This is a genomic window from Anaeromicrobium sp., from assembly GCF_025210435.1.
In the GTDB taxonomy this organism is placed as follows: domain Bacteria; phylum Bacillota; class Clostridia; order Peptostreptococcales; family Thermotaleaceae; genus Anaeromicrobium.
Map to the genome: position 1 here is coordinate 1 of NZ_JAOART010000047.1, position 20370 is coordinate 20370.

Genomic DNA, 20370 nt, shown 5'->3' on the forward strand with positions numbered 1-20370 from the left:
AGGCAAGAAAAAATAACCCCTTTAGGGGTAGCCTGAGAAGGAAAGCGGTTGGCAGACCTTTCAATGTGTCTTAAGACACGGCGAGCAACATGCCCTTCTAGGGCTAAAGCAAACCACCCGTTCGACGGGTGGTCATGATTGTTAGGGAAAAAATATTTCTTTTAAGGGGAGATTTGTTATTTCTGATATTTTTGTAATTAAAGAACTTACTACAAGCATAATTATGAGAGGGAGGAATACATCTTTAGCACCTTCCCGTGAATATAGATCCATTTTATGCTTATATCTTCCTATTACGAATTTATAGAACAACGTGCCTATTATCCATGCACAAGCTATAGGTAGCACTCTTAATGGGCTAATTGAATAAAGGGCTTTCTCGGGAAACTCCTGTGATGTTATTAAGAATATTGGTATCCAAGTATAGAAAATAAACTTTAAATGTGACCTAGTGGAATATTGTGGTTTGGTATTCATGGAAGCATGTGATTTTTTTATTTTTCTTTTTTTGTTTTTAGTCATTTTGTACACCTCTCTTTATTATGGTGTTAATTGAGATTCATAGGCTTGTTTTAATGTATTTTTCATACTAACCATTAGTTCAACGTGAGTTAATGACCATATTATACCATATTATTAAATTTGGCAAAGATAAATTATTACACAAAAATGACTTATTAATCATAAAATCCTTAATCCTTACTTAATAATATTTAAGAAAGAGTTAATGTTTAAACTCCTTATTTTCAGGTATAATTTTAATATGGGAATAAACTAATAAAATTGAAAGAAGGGGATTAGAAATGATTAAGAGAGCTATGATAGGAAGTATATATATAGTAATGTCAATGGCAGTTGTAGTTACATCCATTAGATTTGTATCTTTCGTACAAAGCTGGTAATAAAATTATGATTATAAACTTTAAAATTACACATAAAAAAAGGGCTAAATTCTATTTGTAAGTTTTTCTAAATAGAATTTAGCCCTTTTTATTAGTTAAATAGCTGGTTATAATTGCCTATAAATAAAAGAGAAAAAATATATTGACACCTATAAAGAAGTGTAATATAATTCATAACAATTAATAAATATTCATAACGATGAATAAAAATACAAAAGGAGGATGAATATGAAAAAGATATTATCAATTTTATTAGGATTATTATTGGTTATTAGTATGGCTGCCTGTAAAGGTGAAGAGGTCCAGTCTAAGGTGGACTCTATTAAGAGCCAAGGAAAGATTGTTATAGGAACTAGTGCTGCATATCCACCTTATGAATTTCACAAGGATATAAATGGTAAAGACACTATAGTAGGATTTGATATAGACATAGCTAATGAAATTGCCAAAGAACTAGGTGTGGAAGTTGAGATTAAGGATATGGCCTTTGATGGATTGTTAGCTGCATTAAATGGGGAGAAGGTTGATATTATCATAGCTGGAATGACTCCAACGGAAGAAAGAAAAAAGAGCGTAGATTTTTCTAAGATATATTACCAAGCCAAACAAGCAGTAGTCATATTAGATGAAAATAGTAGCAAGATAAATAGCTTAGATAAGTTAAAGGATATTAAAATAGGAGTACAAAAGGGAACAGTACAGGAAGAGTTAGCTAAAGAATATGGAAATGATAAGAAGATAAAGGGATTAGCTAAACTTTCTAATATAATGTTAGATTTACTGGAGAAAAAGGTAGATGTAGTAATAGTAGAAAGTCCTGTGGCAAAATCTTATGTGAATAAATATGAGGAATTAATCATATCAGATGTGAAGATTGAAACTAATGATAATGGTTCTGCCATAGCCGTTAAAAAGGGAAATGAGGATTTAGTAAAGGTAATAGATTCTGTACTAGATAAATTAATGAAGGAAAATAAAATTGAAGAATTTGTTGCTAAAAACAGCCAATTAGCTGAGGAATAAGAGGGGGATTTTTAAAAATGAAAGAAAAGGTAGTATTAGCTTATTCGGGGGGATTAGATACTTCTATCATAGTGCCATGGTTAAAGGAAAACTATGATCTAGATATTGTGGCTGCTTGTGTGAATGTGGGCCAAGAGGATGATATGAAGGAAGTTAAAGAAAAGGCCATAGCTTCAGGGGCCTTAAAGATTTACATTGAAAATGTTCAAGCGGAATTTGTTAAGGATTATGTATTCACAGCCTTAAAGGCAAATGCAGTATATGAAGATAAATATTTGTTAGGAACTTCAATTGCAAGACCACTTATAGCTAAGAAATTAGTTGAGATAGCCCATAAGGAAGGGGCCAAGTATATAGCCCATGGATGTACTGGTAAGGGAAATGATCAGGTTAGATTTGAAACTACCATAGCTGCCATAGATCCTAGTATAAAGATAATAGCTCCTTGGAGGGAGTGGAATATTAAATCTAGAGAAGATGCTATAGATTATGCCAATGAAATGGGTATAGAAGTACCCGTTACTAAGGAAAAGATCTATTCTAGAGATCAAAACCTACTTCATATAAGTCATGAAGGTGGAGATATAGAAGATGTGAAAAATGAGCATAAACCAGACATATTGTATATGATGACAAAAACACTAGAAGAAGCAAGTGATACACCAACTTATGTTACTATCCATTTTGAAAAGGGTATTCCTACGAAGATAGATGGAGAGGAACTATCTCCTGTGGAAATATTGAGCAAATTAAATGAAATAGGTGGAGAAAATGGAGTTGGAGTAGTTGATTTATTAGAAAATAGATTGGTAGGAATGAAATCAAGGGGCATATATGAAACTCCCGGTGGAAGTGTTCTTATGTTTGCTCACAAGGAATTAGAGCATTTAGTATTAGATAAAATGACTTATCAATATAAGCAGATGATAGGACTTAAATATGCAGAACTTGTATATAGCGGCGTTTGGTTTAGTACTTTAAAGGAGAGTTTAGATGCATTTATTGATAAGACTCAAGAAAATGTTACTGGATGGGTGAAATTAAAACTTTATAAGGGAAATATAATTCCAGCGGGAATGGATTCTAAATACAAACTCTACAATCAGGAAATATCATCCTTTGGCCATAGTGACCTTTATGATCAAAGTGATGCAGGTGGATTCATAAATCTTTTCAACCTCCCATTTAAAATTAAGGCCATGATGGATAAGGAACTTTAAAATGAAACTTTGGGGAGGACGATTTAAGGAAGAAGTGGACTATTTGATGAATAAATTTAATAGTTCACTGCCCTTTGACAAAAGATTATTTCCTCATGACATAAAGGCTAGTATAGCCCATGTGACCATGTTATGTGAAGTAGGTATATTATCTAATGGGGAAAAGGAAAAAATAGTTCATGGCCTAAAGGAGATAAAAAAAGAAGTAGATAGTGGAGATTTGAAGATAGAGGGAGATTATGAAGACATCCATTCCTTTATAGAGTTAAACCTTATAGATAAAATAGGTCCTGTAGGAAAGAAAGTTCATACGGCTAGAAGTAGAAATGACCAAGTGGCAGTGGCCATGAAATTATTTGCAAAGGAAGAAACTATGAACTTAATAGGAAGACTAAATAATTTGAATGATGCTTTAAAAATATTTGGAGATGAAAACAATATTATAATGGCAGGGTATACTCATCTTCAAAGGGCTCAAACGGTTACTTTAAAATATCACATGATGGCATACTATCAAATGTTTAAAAGGGATATTAAACGCCTCCAAAATAGTGTGGATATTTTAAATGAGAGCCCCTTAGGCTGCTGTGCTTTGGCTGGAACAACTTATGATATTGATAGGGATTTCACTGCTCATAATCTAGGTTTTAAAAATAAAGTAGCTAACTTTTTAGACGGTATTAGTGACAGGGATTATATAATTGAGTTAATAAGTGATTTTTCAATAATAATGATGCACCTTAGTAGATTAAGTGAAGAAATTATAATGTGGTCTTCTCAAGAATTTAAATTTATTACTTTAGACGATAAATACTCTACAGGTAGTAGTATAATGCCTCAGAAGAAAAATCCAGATGGAGCAGAATTAATAAGAGGAAAAACTGGGAGAGTATATGGATCACTCATGAGCATATTAACTACTATGAAGGCCCTGCCTCTAGCTTATAATAAGGATATGCAGGAGGATAAGGAACAATTCTTTGATGCCTTAGATACTGTATCTAATTGTGTAGTTATTATGACTAGTATGATAAAGACTATGAAAGTGAATGAAAAGAACTTAAAAGATAGTGTTAAAATGGGTTTTTTAAATGCTACAGAAGTGGCAGATTATTTAGTTAACAAGGGAATTAGTTTTAGAGATGCCCATGAAATTTCAGGAAATATAGTTCTATATTGTGAAGAAAAAAATATACCCATAGAGAAATTGTGCATAAATGAATTTAAAAATTTCAACCCTAAATTTGAAGAGGACATATATGATTTTATAGACTATGAAAAATCTCTAGAAAAGGGAATAAAGAAGGAAATACTACAAGACTAAATTATTTTTCAAGTTAGTCTTGTAGTATTTTAAATTTATATATGAATATGTTATAGTAAAGGAATTTGTTTTGTGAAAAAAAGAAAATTACATTTTTTAGTGCTTTTTTGACAATGAACTTTTACATATTTTTCAATATACATATGATAATATGAAAAAAAGTGGACAGCTTAAGGGGGATAATAATGGAAAATTTAAAGGTTGCTAATAAATGTGCTTGCTGTAAAAGGGAATGTAAAATACATATCATAAATGGGGATGTACAATACTGTCCCGATTATATTCACATAGAATCTAAAAAGGACTTATTTACATACAAAAGAAAAAGCAAAGTCAGTATAAGACATGAGCTTGTGAAAGCTTAATATAAATAATCATTGTCTTCTATTTTTCTGCCATGGGACAGACATATATTTAATATGCTGTCCTAATTTTTTTTGAATATGTCTTATATGGAAAATGAAAACCGTACTTCTAAGGTGAAGTATGGTTTTTATAGATTTTATCATCTATGAAAAAAAATTTAAGGCATATGAAAAATAGGTGTCATAAATGTTAGGGTATCTTTCATATCATTTAAAGTAGTCCTTTGTAAGGTTATAGATTTCGTATTTATAAACCAGCTTTATGCGGGCCTATTTCAGGAAACTATTGAAAATCTTTTCCACCCAAGTCCTTGTCACAAGCGAAAGTGTGAATCTTCGTATATAGGTTCATGATTCATGTTGGAGTATCATAGGATGTTGTGACGTTCCAGGGTTCCAAAAATTTTCAATGGTTTCCCTTATAGGCAAGTTACTGTATAAAACAAATTTAAAACCAATAAATCTATATACTTATTTACTGAGAGTTTCATTTGGCCATTTATGAAATATCCTAAAATATGGAATAATGTTATAAAAAAGGAAAAAAGCGCTATTTCCTAGGAAATATATATTTTTATGAATAATATTAGAATTTTATGTAAAGTATAAAAGGCAAAGTCATGTTAATAATAGGAAATGTATTAATAAATCATACAAGAATTTGACTATTTACATTTTTTGAGATAGAATACCATGTCTTCTAGCTATGACTGGAGATAAATTAAGGAGGAAATTTTATGATTATTAAGCATAAAAAAGCCAATATACTTTTAGTCCTAGTCTTAATATTAAGTGTAGCTACCTTTTCATATGCTAATTATAAAAGTATAACTATAGAGGATGGAAAAAGAAAAATATGCGTATGTGGATTTATAGACACGGTGGAGGAAACTTTAGAAAAGGGAAAAGTGAATTTAAATGCTTACGACAAAATATCAGTTCCATTAGATAGTAAAGTATCTAAAAATATGAATATTATTATTAATAGGGCAAAACCAATAAACCTAATGATAGATCAGAAAGAAGAAGTTATAATGAGTGCTAACACAAATGTTAGTGATATTCTTATGGAACATGATATTGAAATTGGCCCAAAGGACGAAGTAGTACCCCCATTAAAAGAGTCTATTGGAGAAGATGGTGAAATAAAAATAGTTAAGATATTAGAAAAATCCTTGAAAGTAGAAGAAGAAATTAATTATAAGAGTATTATTAAATATAATGATAATATGGATAAGGGTAAAATAAACTTAATAGATAAAGGGGAAAAGGGAAAAAAATTAAGTGAATATAAGGTAGTATATAAAAATGGTGAAGAAATATCTAGGGAAATATTGGCAGAAGAAATACTAGTTAAGCCTAAGGATGAAGTGGTTGAAAAGGGAACTGCATTATATGTGGCCACATCTAGAGGCAATAAAAGGGTAAAAAGAGTCATAAAAATGTCTGCTACAGCCTATGATTTAAGTTATGAAAGTTGTGGTAAAAATCCAGGAGATAAATATTATGGAATAACTCGTAGTGGAACAAAGGCTAGACCAGGAGTTGTGGCTGTAGACCCTAGGGTAATACCTTTGGGAAGTAAATTGTATGTAAAGTCATTAGATAGGACTAAAGATTATGGTTTTGCATCTGCTGAGGATACGGGTGGGGCCATAAAGGGAAAGAAAATAGATTTATTTATGAAAGACCCTAAAAAGGTAAATAAATATGGAAGAAGACCTGTGATGGTATATATATTGGAATAAAGGGCAGTTAGTTTAAAAGCTAACTGTCTTTATAGTTTTATTGTGGGGAAATTGGCTTTGTGTGGGCCTACTTCAGGAAACTATATTTTATTTTTTTCCATCGAAGTCACCTGTCACATGACAGAATGTGAATTTTAAAAATAGGTTCATGTGTCATGTGGATTATTCCTAGGATATAGTGACGTTCCACGATTCCCAAAAATTAAAATATAGTTTCCCTTGTAGGCAATTTACTGTATATAGAAAGCTTAGGCCTATGTACTTTAGCCATATTAAAAAATAATCCTATACAAGGGAAAATACATATTGTAAAATTAGGAAAGAATAAATAAAAATGGAGGAAACGAATGATAATAAAAGAAGTCATTGTTGTAGAAGGTAGAGACGATGTGTCAGCAGTGAAAAGAGCAGTAGATGCAGAAATCATAACTACCCATGGATTTGGTATTACGAAGAAGACTATAGATAGAATTAGATTTGCTCAAGAGAAAAAGGGAGTAATCATATTTACAGATCCTGACTTTGCAGGGGAGAAGATAAGAAAATATATAACAGATAGAGTGGACGGATGCAAACATGCCTTTCTTCCTAGGGACGAGGCTACAAAAAAAGGAGATATAGGTATAGAAAATGCTACTCCTGAGAGTATAATAGCTGCCCTTGAAAAGGTAAGAAGTGTTACTACAGAAAAAAGAGAAGAATTTAAAAAAATAGATTTAATAAGAAATGATTTAGTAGGTTCCGATAAGGCTACTAAAAGAAGGGACAGAATGGGAAAAGGGTTAGGCATAGGATATGCCAATGGAAAGCAATTTTTACATAGATTAAATAATTATGGTATTACTAGGGAAGAATTTAACCTTGCACTAGAAGAGATGAAAAGGGAGTTGAAATAATAAGGATGGATAAATTAGTATCAGCTAAAAAAACTAAAGAAATAGTAAACAAGCATGGATTTAAATTTTCAAAGAGCCTAGGTCAAAACTTTTTAATAGATGAAAATATACTATATAGTATAGTCCATGGTTCAAATGTGACCAAGGAAGATACGGTAATAGAAGTAGGCCCTGGAATCGGAACATTGACTCAAGTATTATGCGATGAAGCTAAAAGGGTTGTGGCCATAGAAATAGATAAGACCTTAATTCCCATATTAGGAGAAACCCTAGGAGATAAGGATAATATAGACATAGTAAATGAGGATGTATTAAAAGTTGACATACATACCCTATTAAGAGATTTAAAGGTTGAAGGATCTATTAAATTAATAGCTAACCTACCCTATTATATTACTACACCTATTGTAATGAAGTTCTTAGAAGAGAAGGTACCTGTTAAGGGGATTACCGTAATGATTCAAAAGGAAGTAGCAGATAGAATGAGGGCTAGTGCTGGAACTAAAGAGTACGGAGCTTTATCTGTGGCAGTACAATATTATTGTGAGCCCCATATAATAACTAAGGTACCAAGGAGTGTATTCATTCCTCAACCTAAGGTAGAATCCACTGTTATAAACCTAGAGGTCCTAGAAAAACCTAGGGTTCAAGTAAAGGATGAAAAGCTACTATTTAAAATAGTAAGGGCTGCCTTTGGAAAGAGGAGAAAAACCCTTTTAAATGCCTTATCTAATAGTGGGTTAAACTTTGAGAAGGATTTCATAAGAGAAACCCTAGAGAGGGCTCAGATAGACCCTAAGAGAAGGGGAGAGACCTTATCTATAGATGAGTTTGCTAAATTGGCAGATGCTTTCATAATATAATCAATAAATGGCATGGAAAATTTCCTGCCATTTTTTTTGTACTCTTATGATAAAAAAGGCACTATTTTTAAAAGGCCACATATATTAATAGTAAGGTGATAAAAAGGGGAGGAGGGAGTAAAGAATGGACAATAAAAAATACCGTAGGTATTTTGTCATACTAGGTCAAGAAGATGAAGGTTTTAGTTTACAAATAGGAAAAAGTCCAAAGGGATATACTAAGATTGAAATAAAAAATGGAAAGGGTGTACTTACTCATTATATACAAAATATGAAGTACTTCTATGAAGCAGAATATGTTTATAGATCCTATTTAGTAAGTACTAATAAAGATCATATTATCTATGTGGATAATGGAATTTTAAAGGTAGAAGAGAGTGGTAAAGCTGAATTAAAATGGACCTTTAATCCTGATAACATGGATGGAAAGAAAACATCAATGAAGGATTTTAATGTGGTTTGCATTGTGGCAGAATCCACAAAAGAGGCAAAGAGAAAATCCATTATCATACCTTTAGCAGGATATATAGACAAGAAGAAGGTTCTATGGAAAGAAGCTTTTAGCAATGAGTTATCAAGAAAAAATGAAAATGACCTATTCAAAAAGAATGAAGAAGAGGAAGAAACTCGTATAACTGAGGAATCCAATAGGGATTATGAGGTTGTGGAAGTTAAAGAGGAAAATATAGTGCATATGGAACCTAATGAGGATTCCTATGAAGAAAGGGAAGTTGCAGATAACATATTACCTATAGAAGATATACCAGTTGAAATTGTTCAAGTTAATAAAGAAGAGAATATACTAGAAGAAGTATTGGATAAAAAGGATGAAGAAGAAAAAGTAGAGTTATTTGCTCAAGTTAAAGAAAATGAGGAAATAGAAATTTTTAAAGATCTAGAAATAGAAGAAATAGAAGAATCTGATGCTTTTCAAGAGTTAGGGGACCAAGTAGAAGTAGAAGGACTAGATACCTTTAAAGATTTAAAAACAGGACCAGAGAAAGAATTTATAGAGTATGATAAGAAAAATTTAGATTTTATGGAAAGTCAATTCTATAATGGGGAAGAAGAAACAGAGTATGGCCATAAGGAATTTCCATTAGAGGGATTAAATAATTCCCATGGGAGGGAAGAATCATCTTATGAATACCACTTTAAAATGATATGTAACTATGTGGAGAGTATGCTAGGGTATTATCCAGAAATAATACCATTTGATAAAAATATACAAAATACTAGATGGTGGAGAATTGATCATGATGATGAAACTATGTATAGGGATTTTTTGCCATTTTCTGGATGTGCATCTGAAGAAGATAATGAAGAGATGGGACCAACTTGTCCTGGTTTAATCAATAAGTATGAACATTATATATTTGGAATTAAATATGAAGAAAATGATAAGAAATACTATATGTATGGTATTCCAGGTAGATTTATGGAAAGTGAACAACCCTATGAAGGAATGACGGGATTTGTATATTGGCATCCTGTAGAGGAATTCCACAAGGATGTTAATGACTATGGATACTGGATACTTCATATAGATGCAAAGACTGGGGAAATTGTAGTACCAAAGAACCCAACCCTGCCACCAAGAATTTAAAAAATCAAGGAGAGATTATTAAACTTAATAATCTCTCCTTGATTTAATAATATTAAAAAAACTAGACATTGTCTAGTTTATTCTAAATCATAGGGCCATTTATCTATACCCCCATTTAAAATATATACTTTGGGGAAACCTTTGCTTGTCATAACATCAGCTACCTTAGAAGCTTTTTTAGTAGTAGGTCCATATATGACATATATCCTATCCTTATTGAAATAATCCATTTGTACTTTTAGTTCCTTATAGCTCAGGTGGGTTGCACTTGGAATATGTCCTTGTATGTATTCATCTTCTTCCCTGATATCAAAAACTATAGCATTAGGATTTTTATCTAGCAATACCTTAGTTTGTTCAGGGGAAATTTTTTTATAGGTAAACTTCATAGTATCAGAGAAAGTTTCATTAGACCCGGATCTGGCCATTAAAAAAATAAGACCACCTATTAGCATTAATAGGATTAGGAAAGCTATGTATACATGACGCCTTTTTAAAACAAATATTTTTAACATAATATTCACCTCTCTAGCTTATCTCGTACTAATAATATATTATAAGTATTGTTTGTCCTATTCCTTATAAATAAAAAAGTACGGACAATTCTAATATTATATAAAAATATATGCACTTTACATTAAGAAGCTACATATTATATACCATGAAATTTTTTAGGAGGGGGTCTAATGCATAACTATTATGAATACATGGAGTATCACGAAAAAGAAGCAATGAAGCTTTATCACCCTCTTTACCACAAACTATATCCTTATGTAAGGATGGTATGTGCAAGGGAAGATCATATATATAATATGCACATGCAACCATTTCCTAGAAAAGAGGATTTTGATAGGATGGTTAAAGAGGTAAAGGTAATGTATGAAAGGGAAGGAATAAAACAGGATGTGGAAGCATCTAGATATGGAGGAGGACCATTAGAAGCTTTAATAGGGGCTTTTATTATCACCGAACTTCTTAGGAGAAGAAGGAGAAGATACCGCTATAATCCCTATGGAAGCCCTTATGGTAGTCCCTATGGCCGCCCTTATGATGATCCTTACGGGTATTAAAATTTTTTTTAGATGGATGTGTTTATAAGGTATCATGCCTTAGGCATATCCTTTTATTTTTTTATATGCCTATAAGACATATTCAAAAAAAAAAATTAGTCATTTCACTGGCTATTTGAACTATTTTCTTCGTTATGGAGTCGTTTACATATGTTTAATATGCTCACTCACCATGCCTTGAAAATAATTCAAATCCCTCAGGGCCCTGACTAGTTTATTTTTTTCATATGCCTATAAAAGACCTTGATTTTTTTTGAAAAAAGGATATATTATAATTAACCCCCTGGCGTAGGGGTATTAGAGCTTAGGAGGAAAATTATGAGTAAAGAAAAGGCTAAAAAGGATATATTAAATAGGTTAAAAACTATTAAGGGTCATATAGGTGGAATCGAAAAGATGATAGAAGGAGATGATAAGAGTTGCGAAGATATACTTATCCAAATAGCAGCCATAAGATCTTCTGTACATAGGGTTGGACTACTTATACTTGAGAAGTATGCAGATGATTGTTTAATAGAAAATTGTAATGGAGAAATAAGCAAAGAAGATTTAGAAAAGGTATTGAGCACCATTGTAAAATTTGCTAAATAACGGGGTAAAGGACACTGGGTAAAACCAGTGTCCTTTGGGGGTTTTTATATGATAACATTATTATGATGTTATAGCGAGAATAGTACTAGGATTATTGATTGTTAATAAGTCACGAATCTTTTTCTTAGCTTGGAGAAATTCTTCATATCTCTGATCAGATATTTTCGAATCCCCATAAACTCTCCAGCCATTAATCTTAGTTAACTTTAAAGATGGATGACCTATAAACCCAATAACATCCTTTAAAGGATAGCCTAAAAAAACTCCTATTTCTGTAGGTATTATACCAAGATTTATCTTACTAATCAAATGATTTAGGAAAAAAATTAGGGAAAAATTTCTTGGATATCCCATGGAAACTAGGAATTTCAAGTTCTGGGGGTCTTTTAAAGTTTTTTCTAAAGATTCTACATTATAAAACAATATTTTTATACTAGTACCATTATAGTATGAAATTTTATAGGATATATGTTTGCAAATAGAGAAGGTTTCCTCTATTTTTTTTATTTTCTCATTAGTAGTAACATCACTTACTTTAAAACTCATTATTTCTGAAGGCTTTACTCCCAATATGACAGGTCCTAAAGTTCCTACTAACCACTGTATAAATGGATCTTTATTTTGTTTAAAACATTGTTTATGTTTGTTCATGGGATCACACTCCTGATAATGAAAATTATTATCAATTATAACAATGATGATAATAATTGTCAAATGAACAAGTTCTTACTTTATAATATGGACTTAAAAATCTTTTGGGATAAGTTTAATAATCATGTGAAGGAAAATAAAAAAATAGCTCTAAGGTTTCTCAGAGCTATTTCTATTTAAGGCATATTCAAAAAATAAATTAGTTATTTCACTGGTTATTTGAATTATTTTCTTCGTTATGGAATCGCTTACATATGTTCAATATGCTCGCTCACCATGCCTTGAAAATAATACAAATCCCTCAGGGAACCGACTAGTTTGTTTTTTTCATATGCCTAAAGTTTAAATTTGTAGACTTGTTTTTGTAAATCATCTGACATATGCGCTAAGTTTTCAGCGTTAGAAGTAATTTCTTCAATGGAAGCCATCTGTTCTTGGGTTGTGGCAGAAACTTGTTGTGTTGCAGTAGTTCCTTCATATGTGAGATTTGCCATAGTGTCCATCATATGTACAACTTGGTTTGAGCTATTGGCCATTTTTAGAGTTGTCCTAGATACTTCTTCAATATCACATATAATTTCACTTATGGAAGTGCTTATGCTATCAAATGCACTGCTTGTTTCCATAACTGCCATGGAACTTTCTTCTACTACCTTTGAACCTTTTTTTATTAAGTCTGCGGTTGAATCTGTACCCCTTTGCACATTATCTATCAATTGGGTAATCTGACTAGCAGCATTACTTGATTCCTCTGCCAATTTCCTAACTTCTTCTGCCACTACAGCAAAACCTCGTCCTGAATCTCCTGCTCTTGCGGCTTCTATGGCTGCATTTAAAGCTAAGAGATTAGTTTGGTCTGCTATACTAGTTATAATTTCAATTATATTACCTATTTCCTTTGAATTTTTGCCTAGAGTATGTGTTGATTCAACAGCTTCCTTCATAAACTTTTGAACTTGAGCCATTGTCTGGATGGATCTATTTACTGCTTCTTTTCCTTTTTCTCCTGCTTCTTCAGCACTTTTTCCAGTGCTCCTTGTTGTTTGGGCGTTGTTGGAAATTTGTTCTATGTTTGTTGACATAGTATTAATAGTTTGAGTAGCTTCTTCCACTGATGAGGAATTTTCTATTGCATCTCTAGCAAGTTTATCCATTGTCTCAGCCACATGATCTGCCATAGTGTTTGATTGCTCAGACGAAGCAGCTAGTTGTTGAGAACATGCCCCTAGACCTTCTGAGGTGTTTTTTATATGTTGGATTAATTCCCTTAAATTTTCTATCATTTTATTAAAAGACCTAGCTAATAGGCCTATTTCATCTTTAGTTTCAATAGGGATATTTTCAACGGATAGATCATAATTTGCTATTTTATTAGCCATTTTAGCCATATTTTCTATTGGTTGTATAGTTCTTTTTAATAGGGCTATACTTATTATTGATATTAATACTAATATTCCTAATGCTATCATAATAATATTTTGTTTCATTTTATGAAATGCCTTGTATTCTGTTTCTACATCATAGTCAACACCTACAAATCCAACTACTTCACCAGTTTTATCCTTTAAAGGATAGCATGAAGTAACTCCTATGCCATATTCGTCATCAACCCATATTTTGTCATCTACATAAATATTTCCATTCATGGCAATTTCAAACTCAGGAAAAAAATCTTCTTCTACCCGGTTAATTTCTGAAGTTTCTCCCTTATCAATATCAATAGTTTCTATCACATAAGTGTATTCACCATTTTCGTTTTGTCTCATAATATATAAATACTTTGCTCCAGATATATTCTTAATAGAATAAAGTTTTTCTTTTATATCCTTATAAGATGTTCTTTCCATATGGTCTATAGTTTCAAACTTTTTAAGTTCTTCCACATCGACTTTGTCAGCAGCTACTTTGGCCACTTGTAAGGCTTTATTTCCCACATTACTCACTAACAGACTATAATTTTCATAATACATTATGCCTAATAGACTTCCAGTAGTTAGGACTATGATGGTTAAAAAAGATAAAGTGACTTTAATGAGCAATCTTTTCCTATAGGGTATTTTATCCACGTTACTTACCTCCCAGTATAATCTTAATTTTAAGTTGTTTAAAATCAATAGTATAGATATTTAGTTTAAAGATTTTATTTTTTAGGGCCTATTTATTATTATAATGTATAATTTTGTAAAATAATATTGGAATTTGTATAAAAATGAAAAATATTCATATAAAAAAATAGCTTTGATATATATCAAAGCTATTTTCCACATTCTTTATAAAGATTTTCGTATTCCTCAAATGTAAGGGATTGATCTCCATCACTTAGGGCCTCACATGGATTTGGATGAACTTCTACCATGATACCATCTGCACCAGCTGCAAGGGATGATTTAGTCATAGGTGGTATTAGCCATTTTACACCTGTACCATGGGATGGATCAACTATTATAGGTAGACCAGTCTCCCTTTTCATAATAGGAACAGCTGCCAAGTCTAACATGTTTCTAGTATAATTATCAAATCCACGTACTCCCCGTTCACAAAGGATAATGTTTTTATTCCCATGGGCTGCTAAATACTCTGCTGCTAGGACCCATTCCTTTATGGTAGCACTCATACCTCTTTTTAGTAATACGGGCTTGTCTACTCCTCCTAGGGTCTTTAAAAGGGGATAATTATACATGTTTCTAGATCCTATTTGAATTATGTCTGTATATTCTAACATTAAATCTAAATTTTTCTCATCCATTAATTCTGTAATGATAGGTAAGTCAAATTCATCTCCAGCTTTTCTTAACATTTTAAGACCTTCTTCTTCTAATCCCTGAAAAGCATAAGGACTAGTTCGAGGTTTAAATACTCCACCACGTAGAATGTCCACACCAATCTCTTTAAGGTGTTTAGCTGTAGTCATGATTTGTTTTTCACTTTCTACAGAACATGGGCCCCCTATGAATATTTTAGGATTATTTCCACCTATTTTTAAGTTTCTCACATTAACTATTATTTCTTGTCCATTTAGTATTTTTTTATCTTTCATGATTTACCTTCCTAATTTCTTCTCCATTTAATCTATCAATAATATTTTTGATAGGTTCACCATTAATAACTAAATTATTATTTATTTCGTACAAAGGTATCATTACAAAATTTCTTTCTATCATTCGAGGATGAGGAAGGGTTAATTTCTCATCAGTAGAAGTGAAATCTTCGTAAAGGAGTATATCCACATCAATGATTCTAGGACCCCATCTTATAATGCGTTCACGCTTTAATGCTTGTTCAATAAAAGCACAATAATCTAATAGTGGGTACGGTAACAAATTCGTCTCTATCTCACAAACTACGTTTAAAAACCAATCCTGGTTAGCATATCCTACTGGTTCTGTCTCATAGTAGGAGGATACTTTAGTAATATTTATCCTATTATTTTCACTTAGTAATTCTAAGGTATCTTTTATATTTTTAAATTTATCCCCCATATTAGTGCCAATTCCTAAATATGCTTTACTCATTACGCTTTCTCCTTATTTGTACTCCAAAATAGTCATAAATACCAGGAACAGGAGCTTCTGGCTTTCTTATTGTAACGTCAATTTCCATTACCTTTGGGAAATTTGTTAATATTTCCTTTGATATATTTTCTGCTAGGGATTCTATTAGATTAAAAGTCTTTTTTTCTACTATATCCTTTATTAATCCGTAGACTTCACCATAGTGAACCGTATCTTTTACCCTGTCACTTTCTCCTGCTTTTTTTAAATCTGCATAGATTTCCACATCTACAAAAAACTTTTGACCAAGGATATTTTCCTCAGATATGGCACCGTGGTATGCAAAAAAGGCTAAATTTTTCATTATTATTTTGTCCATGGAACTACACCTCTTACTATGGCATCAGCTACCTTAGCTGCACGTAAGTTTTCTCTTACGTCATGAACCCTTAAGATATCTACGCCCTTTCCAATTCCTATGATAGATGTGGCAATAGTGCCCTCTACCCTATCTTTAGGAGGTAGATCTAGTATTTTACCTATGGTAGATTTTCTAGATGTACCCAATAATATAGGATATCCTAATTGGTTCAATTCTTCAAGTCTACTCATGACCTCTATATTCTGATCAGCTGTCTTCCCAAAGCCAATACCCGGGTCTAAAACTATATTTTTATGAGGTATTCCAGCTTCTATACCAATACGTACCGTTTCCTTAAAGAAATTTATCATGCTATCCATAATATCTGTAGAATATTCAGTGCCTATTTGATTATGCATAGCTATGATGGGAACATTATATTTTGCCACTACTTTAGCCATATTTTTATCCCTCTGCATTCCCCATACATCATTAACTATGTGAGCACCTAGGGATAGGGCTTTTTGAGCCACCTGGGACTTATAAGTGTCTATGGAGATGGGAACATCTACTTCCCTTACAAGGGCCTCTATAACAGGGGCTATTCTCTTTATTTCTTCTTCCATTCCTACTTCTTCACTACCTGGCCTTGTGGATTCACCACCCACATCTATAATGTGAGCACCCTCTCTTACCATTTCCTTGGCATGTTTTATGGCCATATCTATATTAGTAAATTCTCCTCCATCTGAGAAGGAATCGGGTGTTACATTTAGGATTCCCATTATGAAAGTTTTACTACCTAAATTTAATGTATATTCACCGCATTTTAAATCCATTTTGTGCATCTTTACTTCCCCTCTTTCCTCATATAGTCATAAAATTTACTATATATTTCTTTTGTTAACTTGTAGGCATCCATATTAAACTGTTTATTTTCTATAATAGATACGGGCATTATCTCTAGTATGGAATTAGTAATAAATACTTCATCACAATCTAATAAAAACTCCTTACTAAATTGTCCTTCTATTAATTTAATATTATTTTCCCTACAAAATTTTATTAGATTTTTTCTCATAATTCCATTTAAAATACCACAATTTATACTTGGTGTATATAGTATATTATTTTTTACAAAGAATATATTACTAGTGGCACCTTCGCTTATGTGATCATGTACATTTAAAAATAAGGGTTCATGAAATCCTAAGCTTTTAGAGTTGTTTTTTTCTAATATATTTTCTAGATAATTATTAGTCTTTAAGTACACCATATTGGAATAGGGATTTCTTTTTGAATGGGAAAAATTAATTTTAAATCCCCTTTCATACATACACTTATTATAAGGGTTTTCACGATACAAAAATTCTACCCTATAATTAGTGTCCTTAATATACATGATTTTTAGTATGCCATTTTTTATATTATTTTCTTTCATATATAAAAGGGCTCTATTTCTTAAATTTTTTAGAGGCTCTAGGGGCATATTTATTTTAGGAGTAGATGAAACTAATCGCTTTATGTGATCATCTAAGAAAATTAATTTAGAATCTTCCACTTTTATAGTTTCAAATAGTCCATATCCATATTGGTAGGCAAGGGAATTTTTCATAATACTACCTACAACTTTAATGCATTCATTAAAGCTTTTGCCTTATGAAGAGATTCTTCGTATTCAAGGTGAGCATTAGAATCCCATACTATTCCACCACCAGCTTGAAAATATGCCCTATTGTTTTTGCAAAGGATAGTTCTAATTACTATGTTAGTATCTATATGTCCGTTAAATCCAATATATCCAATTGATCCCGTATAGAGATTTCTCCCCGTTGGTTCTAATTCATCTATAACTTCCATGGCACGGATCTTTGGTGCACCTGTAATGGAACCTCCAGGGAAAGAGTATTTTATACAATCAATAGGATGGATTTCATCCCTTAACTCTCCCACTACTGTGGAAACTAAATGATATACAGTAGGATAAGTCTCTAGGGTAAATAGTTCAGGAACGGATACACTTCCCCATTTACAAACTCGTCCTAAATCATTTCTCTCTAAATCCACTATCATTAACAATTCAGATTTATCCTTTTCACTACTAAGGAGATCTTCCCTATTTAATCTATCTTCTTCAGGAGATTTGCCACGGGGTCTAGTCCCTTTAATGGGCCTAGTTTCCACATGATTATCCCTTATTTGAATAAATCTCTCTGGAGAAGAGGATAATATGTGATGGTCCTTTAAATTAATGAATGCAGCAAAGGGTGCTGGATTTATTTTTCTTAATTTAGAATAGAGTGAAAGGGGTGATTGGGTCATATTTGCCGTGAATCTTTGGGTCATGTTTGCTTGATATATATCACCATTTTTAATGTAATCTTTAATACTTTCTATGGCTTTTACATAATTTTCTTTAGTAAAGTTAGACTCTATAGTTACTTCACCTTTATTTTCTTCTTCAACTGAAGGAAGGGGTTTTTTATTTATAATATTTTCTATAAACTCTATTACTTTATTTTCGTCGTCCTTAATACCTAAAGAACATATATAGGTTTCGTCTTCAGTGTGATCTACCACTATTATTCCATCATATAAGCCAAAGTGACAATCATATATATTAACATCATCTATGGCAGTCCTAGGTAGTTTTTCCACGTGATGGCATAAATCATAGGAAAAATATCCAACAGCTCCACCTATAAAGGGAAGGGGAGAATCATATTTAAATTCATATTTTTTCATAATCTCTTTTAATTCATGGAAGGGATCACCTTTAAGAACCCTAATAGTATTACCCTCTTCAATGGTTATAGTTCCATTTTTACTTTTAAATACTAGGAATGGGTCAAATCCTATGAAAGAATATTTACCCAGTCTTTCCCTATCCATACCGCTATCTAGAATGAAACTATAGGCATAATTTTCAAATAAAGTATATAGTTCAAATCCGTTATATTTAGTATGTATTTTTTTTATTTTCATCCTTTGTCACCTACTTTCTAGATTTAGCCATCTTTAAGAAGTTATGAAGTAGTTCCATTCCCTGTTCTGTAAGTATGGCCTCTGGATGGAATTGTACTCCCTCTATGATAAATTCCTTATGCTTTATACCCATGATTTCCCCCTCTTTAGTTAGAGAAGTAACTTCTAGGCAATCGGGTAAGGTATTCTTATCTATGACTAGTGAATGATACCTAGTTACATTAAGGGGATTATTAAGTCCTTTAAATACTCCCTTGTTAGTATGGTCTATACTGTGAACCTTTCCGTGAACTGGTTCTAATGCTTTTATTATTTTTCCACCAAATACTTGTCCTATAGTTTGGTGCCCTAGGCAAATTCCTAGGATTGGATATTTACCCTTAAGTTTTTTTACTACCTCTATACAAATACCAGCTTCATTAGGAGTACATGGTCCAGGGGATAGTATTATAATATCTGGATTTAGATTTTCTATATCATGGATGGTTAATTCATCATTTCTTTTTACAACTACTTCTTCTTTTAGTGAAGATAGATATTGAACTAAGTTATAAGTGAATGAATCATAGTTATCAATCATTAATATCAACTAAAACAGCTCCCTTGTTTAATATGTGAGTTTTGGTAGGGTATTTTTAAATTTTTTACATTCCTTTAGTGATTTACAATCTATACATAATCTAGATTTTTTATCCGCTTCATATATTATAAAATCTAAATCTGATTTTAGTAAGTCCTTATTTCTATGACTTCCTATGGCCTGGGTTATTAAATCTATTTCATTTTGAGAAAAGAAACTATCCTTTAGAATAGGTACACATAAATGGGCAGATGCAACAGCATGATCTATATTTTCTTCATATTCCATAAATCTGCCAATATCATGGAGCAATCCTACTGCATATATTATTTCCTTTTCTAGGGATAGATTTTTTTCTAATGAAAGGATATATGCCATCCTAGACACATCAATAAAATGTTGTAGGGTATGGCGACAAAATATTCTGTCTTTTTCACATTTATTTATTTTACTTAAGTATTCCTTGTACTTTTTATTTTCTAATATTTTATTTACTCTATTCATATGATTTCTCCTGAGTATTTAATCCCTTATAGATTTCTGGTGTATAAACTTGCTTTACGTGGGCCTATTTCAGGAAAATATATTGAAAATCTTTTCCACCCAAGTCCTTGTCACAAGCGAAAGTGTGAATCTTCGTAGATAGGTTCATGAGTCATGTTGGAGTAGAAAAGGATGAAGAGACGAACCAGGG

General features: G+C 31.9%; 22 protein-coding genes. 10 read left to right on the top strand and 12 right to left on the bottom strand.

Going from position 1 to position 20370, the window contains the following annotated elements; genetic code table 11:
* Nucleotides 1–141: 141 nt before the first annotated feature.
* Nucleotides 142–522 carry a hypothetical protein gene (locus tag N4A57_RS05795; protein ID WP_293656772.1) on the bottom strand — a complete coding sequence of 127 codons (381 nt, stop codon included), beginning with the start codon at nt 520–522 and terminating at the stop codon, nt 142–144.
* A 608-nt stretch (nt 523–1130) separates the two neighbouring features.
* Between N4A57_RS05795 and N4A57_RS05800 the strand changes: the two genes are divergently transcribed.
* From N4A57_RS05800 to N4A57_RS05835, 8 genes are all read left to right on the top strand, one after another.
* The gene (locus N4A57_RS05800) at nt 1131–1925 is read left to right on the top strand and encodes a transporter substrate-binding domain-containing protein (protein WP_293656774.1); all 795 of its coding nucleotides are present in this window, start codon (nt 1131–1133) and stop codon (nt 1923–1925) included.
* Between the two features lie 17 nt (nt 1926–1942).
* Nucleotides 1943–3145 (top strand): argininosuccinate synthase, encoded by a 1203-nt coding sequence (locus N4A57_RS05805; RefSeq protein ID WP_293656776.1) that lies wholly within the window; start codon nt 1943–1945, stop codon nt 3143–3145.
* Between the two features lies 1 nt (nt 3146).
* On the top strand, nt 3147–4469 hold the full coding sequence (argH, locus tag N4A57_RS05810; RefSeq protein ID WP_293656777.1) for an argininosuccinate lyase: 1323 nt from the start codon (nt 3147–3149) through the stop codon (nt 4467–4469).
* A gap of 185 nt (nt 4470–4654) precedes the next feature.
* On the top strand, nt 4655–4834 hold the full coding sequence (locus N4A57_RS05815; protein ID WP_293656778.1) for a hypothetical protein: 180 nt from the start codon (nt 4655–4657) through the stop codon (nt 4832–4834).
* A 737-nt stretch (nt 4835–5571) separates the two neighbouring features.
* Nucleotides 5572–6582 (top strand): 3D domain-containing protein, encoded by a 1011-nt coding sequence (locus N4A57_RS05820; RefSeq protein WP_293656779.1) that lies wholly within the window; start codon nt 5572–5574, stop codon nt 6580–6582.
* Nucleotides 6583–6932: 350 nt separating this feature from the next.
* A complete protein-coding gene (gene rnmV, locus N4A57_RS05825; protein ID WP_293656802.1) occupies nt 6933–7478 on the top strand; it encodes a ribonuclease M5 in 546 nt (181 codons plus the stop codon).
* Nucleotides 7479–7483: 5 nt separating this feature from the next.
* Complete coding sequence (rsmA, locus tag N4A57_RS05830) at nt 7484–8341, top strand: 16S rRNA (adenine(1518)-N(6)/adenine(1519)-N(6))-dimethyltransferase RsmA (RefSeq protein WP_293656781.1); 858 nt, start codon at nt 7484–7486, stop codon at nt 8339–8341.
* A gap of 124 nt (nt 8342–8465) precedes the next feature.
* Nucleotides 8466–9947, top strand: coding sequence for a DUF7922 domain-containing protein (locus tag N4A57_RS05835; protein WP_293656783.1), 1482 nt, complete (start codon nt 8466–8468; stop codon nt 9945–9947).
* 77 nt (nt 9948–10024) lie between these two features.
* Here N4A57_RS05835 and N4A57_RS05840 read toward each other — a convergent pair whose 3' ends face one another.
* On the bottom strand, nt 10025–10462 hold the full coding sequence (locus N4A57_RS05840; protein WP_293656785.1) for a rhodanese-like domain-containing protein: 438 nt from the start codon (nt 10460–10462) through the stop codon (nt 10025–10027).
* Between the two features lie 171 nt (nt 10463–10633).
* On the opposite strand from N4A57_RS05840, the gene N4A57_RS05845 reads away from it, so the two are divergent.
* Entirely contained in the window at nt 10634–11017 is a 384-nt protein-coding gene (locus tag N4A57_RS05845) for a hypothetical protein (RefSeq protein ID WP_293656786.1), read from the top strand.
* 318 nt (nt 11018–11335) lie between these two features.
* On the top strand, nt 11336–11608 hold the full coding sequence (locus N4A57_RS05850; RefSeq protein ID WP_293656787.1) for a metal-sensitive transcriptional regulator: 273 nt from the start codon (nt 11336–11338) through the stop codon (nt 11606–11608).
* Nucleotides 11609–11668: 60 nt separating this feature from the next.
* Here the strand turns inward: N4A57_RS05850 and N4A57_RS05855 are convergent, their stop codons facing one another.
* From N4A57_RS05855 to N4A57_RS05900, 10 genes are all read right to left on the bottom strand, one after another.
* Nucleotides 11669–12259 carry a DUF3793 family protein gene (locus N4A57_RS05855; RefSeq protein ID WP_293656788.1) on the bottom strand — a complete coding sequence of 197 codons (591 nt, stop codon included), beginning with the start codon at nt 12257–12259 and terminating at the stop codon, nt 11669–11671.
* A 335-nt stretch (nt 12260–12594) separates the two neighbouring features.
* Nucleotides 12595–14325 carry a methyl-accepting chemotaxis protein gene (locus N4A57_RS05860; RefSeq protein WP_293656790.1) on the bottom strand — a complete coding sequence of 577 codons (1731 nt, stop codon included), beginning with the start codon at nt 14323–14325 and terminating at the stop codon, nt 12595–12597.
* A gap of 188 nt (nt 14326–14513) precedes the next feature.
* Nucleotides 14514–15296: a 3-deoxy-7-phosphoheptulonate synthase gene (gene aroF, locus N4A57_RS05865; protein ID WP_293656791.1), complete on the bottom strand. Its 783-nt coding sequence runs from the start codon at nt 15294–15296 to the stop codon at nt 14514–14516.
* Entirely contained in the window at nt 15286–15771 is a 486-nt protein-coding gene (folK, locus tag N4A57_RS05870; protein ID WP_293656792.1) for a 2-amino-4-hydroxy-6-hydroxymethyldihydropteridine diphosphokinase, read from the bottom strand. Before folK ends, aroF begins: the two co-directional genes overlap by 11 nt.
* The gene (gene folB / locus N4A57_RS05875; protein ID WP_293656793.1) at nt 15764–16129 is read right to left on the bottom strand and encodes a dihydroneopterin aldolase; all 366 of its coding nucleotides are present in this window, start codon (nt 16127–16129) and stop codon (nt 15764–15766) included. The genes folK and folB overlap by 8 nt, the downstream gene beginning before the upstream one ends.
* Nucleotides 16117–16959: a dihydropteroate synthase gene (gene folP / locus N4A57_RS05880; RefSeq protein WP_293656794.1), complete on the bottom strand. Its 843-nt coding sequence runs from the start codon at nt 16957–16959 to the stop codon at nt 16117–16119. The genes folB and folP overlap by 13 nt, the downstream gene beginning before the upstream one ends.
* Before the next feature lie 2 nt (nt 16960–16961).
* Entirely contained in the window at nt 16962–17726 is a 765-nt protein-coding gene (locus N4A57_RS05885; protein ID WP_293656795.1) for an aminotransferase class IV, read from the bottom strand.
* Between the two features lie 8 nt (nt 17727–17734).
* Nucleotides 17735–19096 carry an aminodeoxychorismate synthase component I gene (gene pabB / locus N4A57_RS05890; protein WP_293656797.1) on the bottom strand — a complete coding sequence of 454 codons (1362 nt, stop codon included), beginning with the start codon at nt 19094–19096 and terminating at the stop codon, nt 17735–17737.
* A 10-nt stretch (nt 19097–19106) separates the two neighbouring features.
* Nucleotides 19107–19685, bottom strand: a complete 579-nt coding sequence (locus tag N4A57_RS05895; protein ID WP_293656799.1) for an anthranilate synthase component II — start codon at nt 19683–19685, stop codon at nt 19107–19109.
* Between the two features lie 18 nt (nt 19686–19703).
* Nucleotides 19704–20180 carry an HD domain-containing protein gene (locus N4A57_RS05900; RefSeq protein ID WP_293656800.1) on the bottom strand — a complete coding sequence of 159 codons (477 nt, stop codon included), beginning with the start codon at nt 20178–20180 and terminating at the stop codon, nt 19704–19706.
* Nucleotides 20181–20370: the final 190 nt, after the last annotated feature.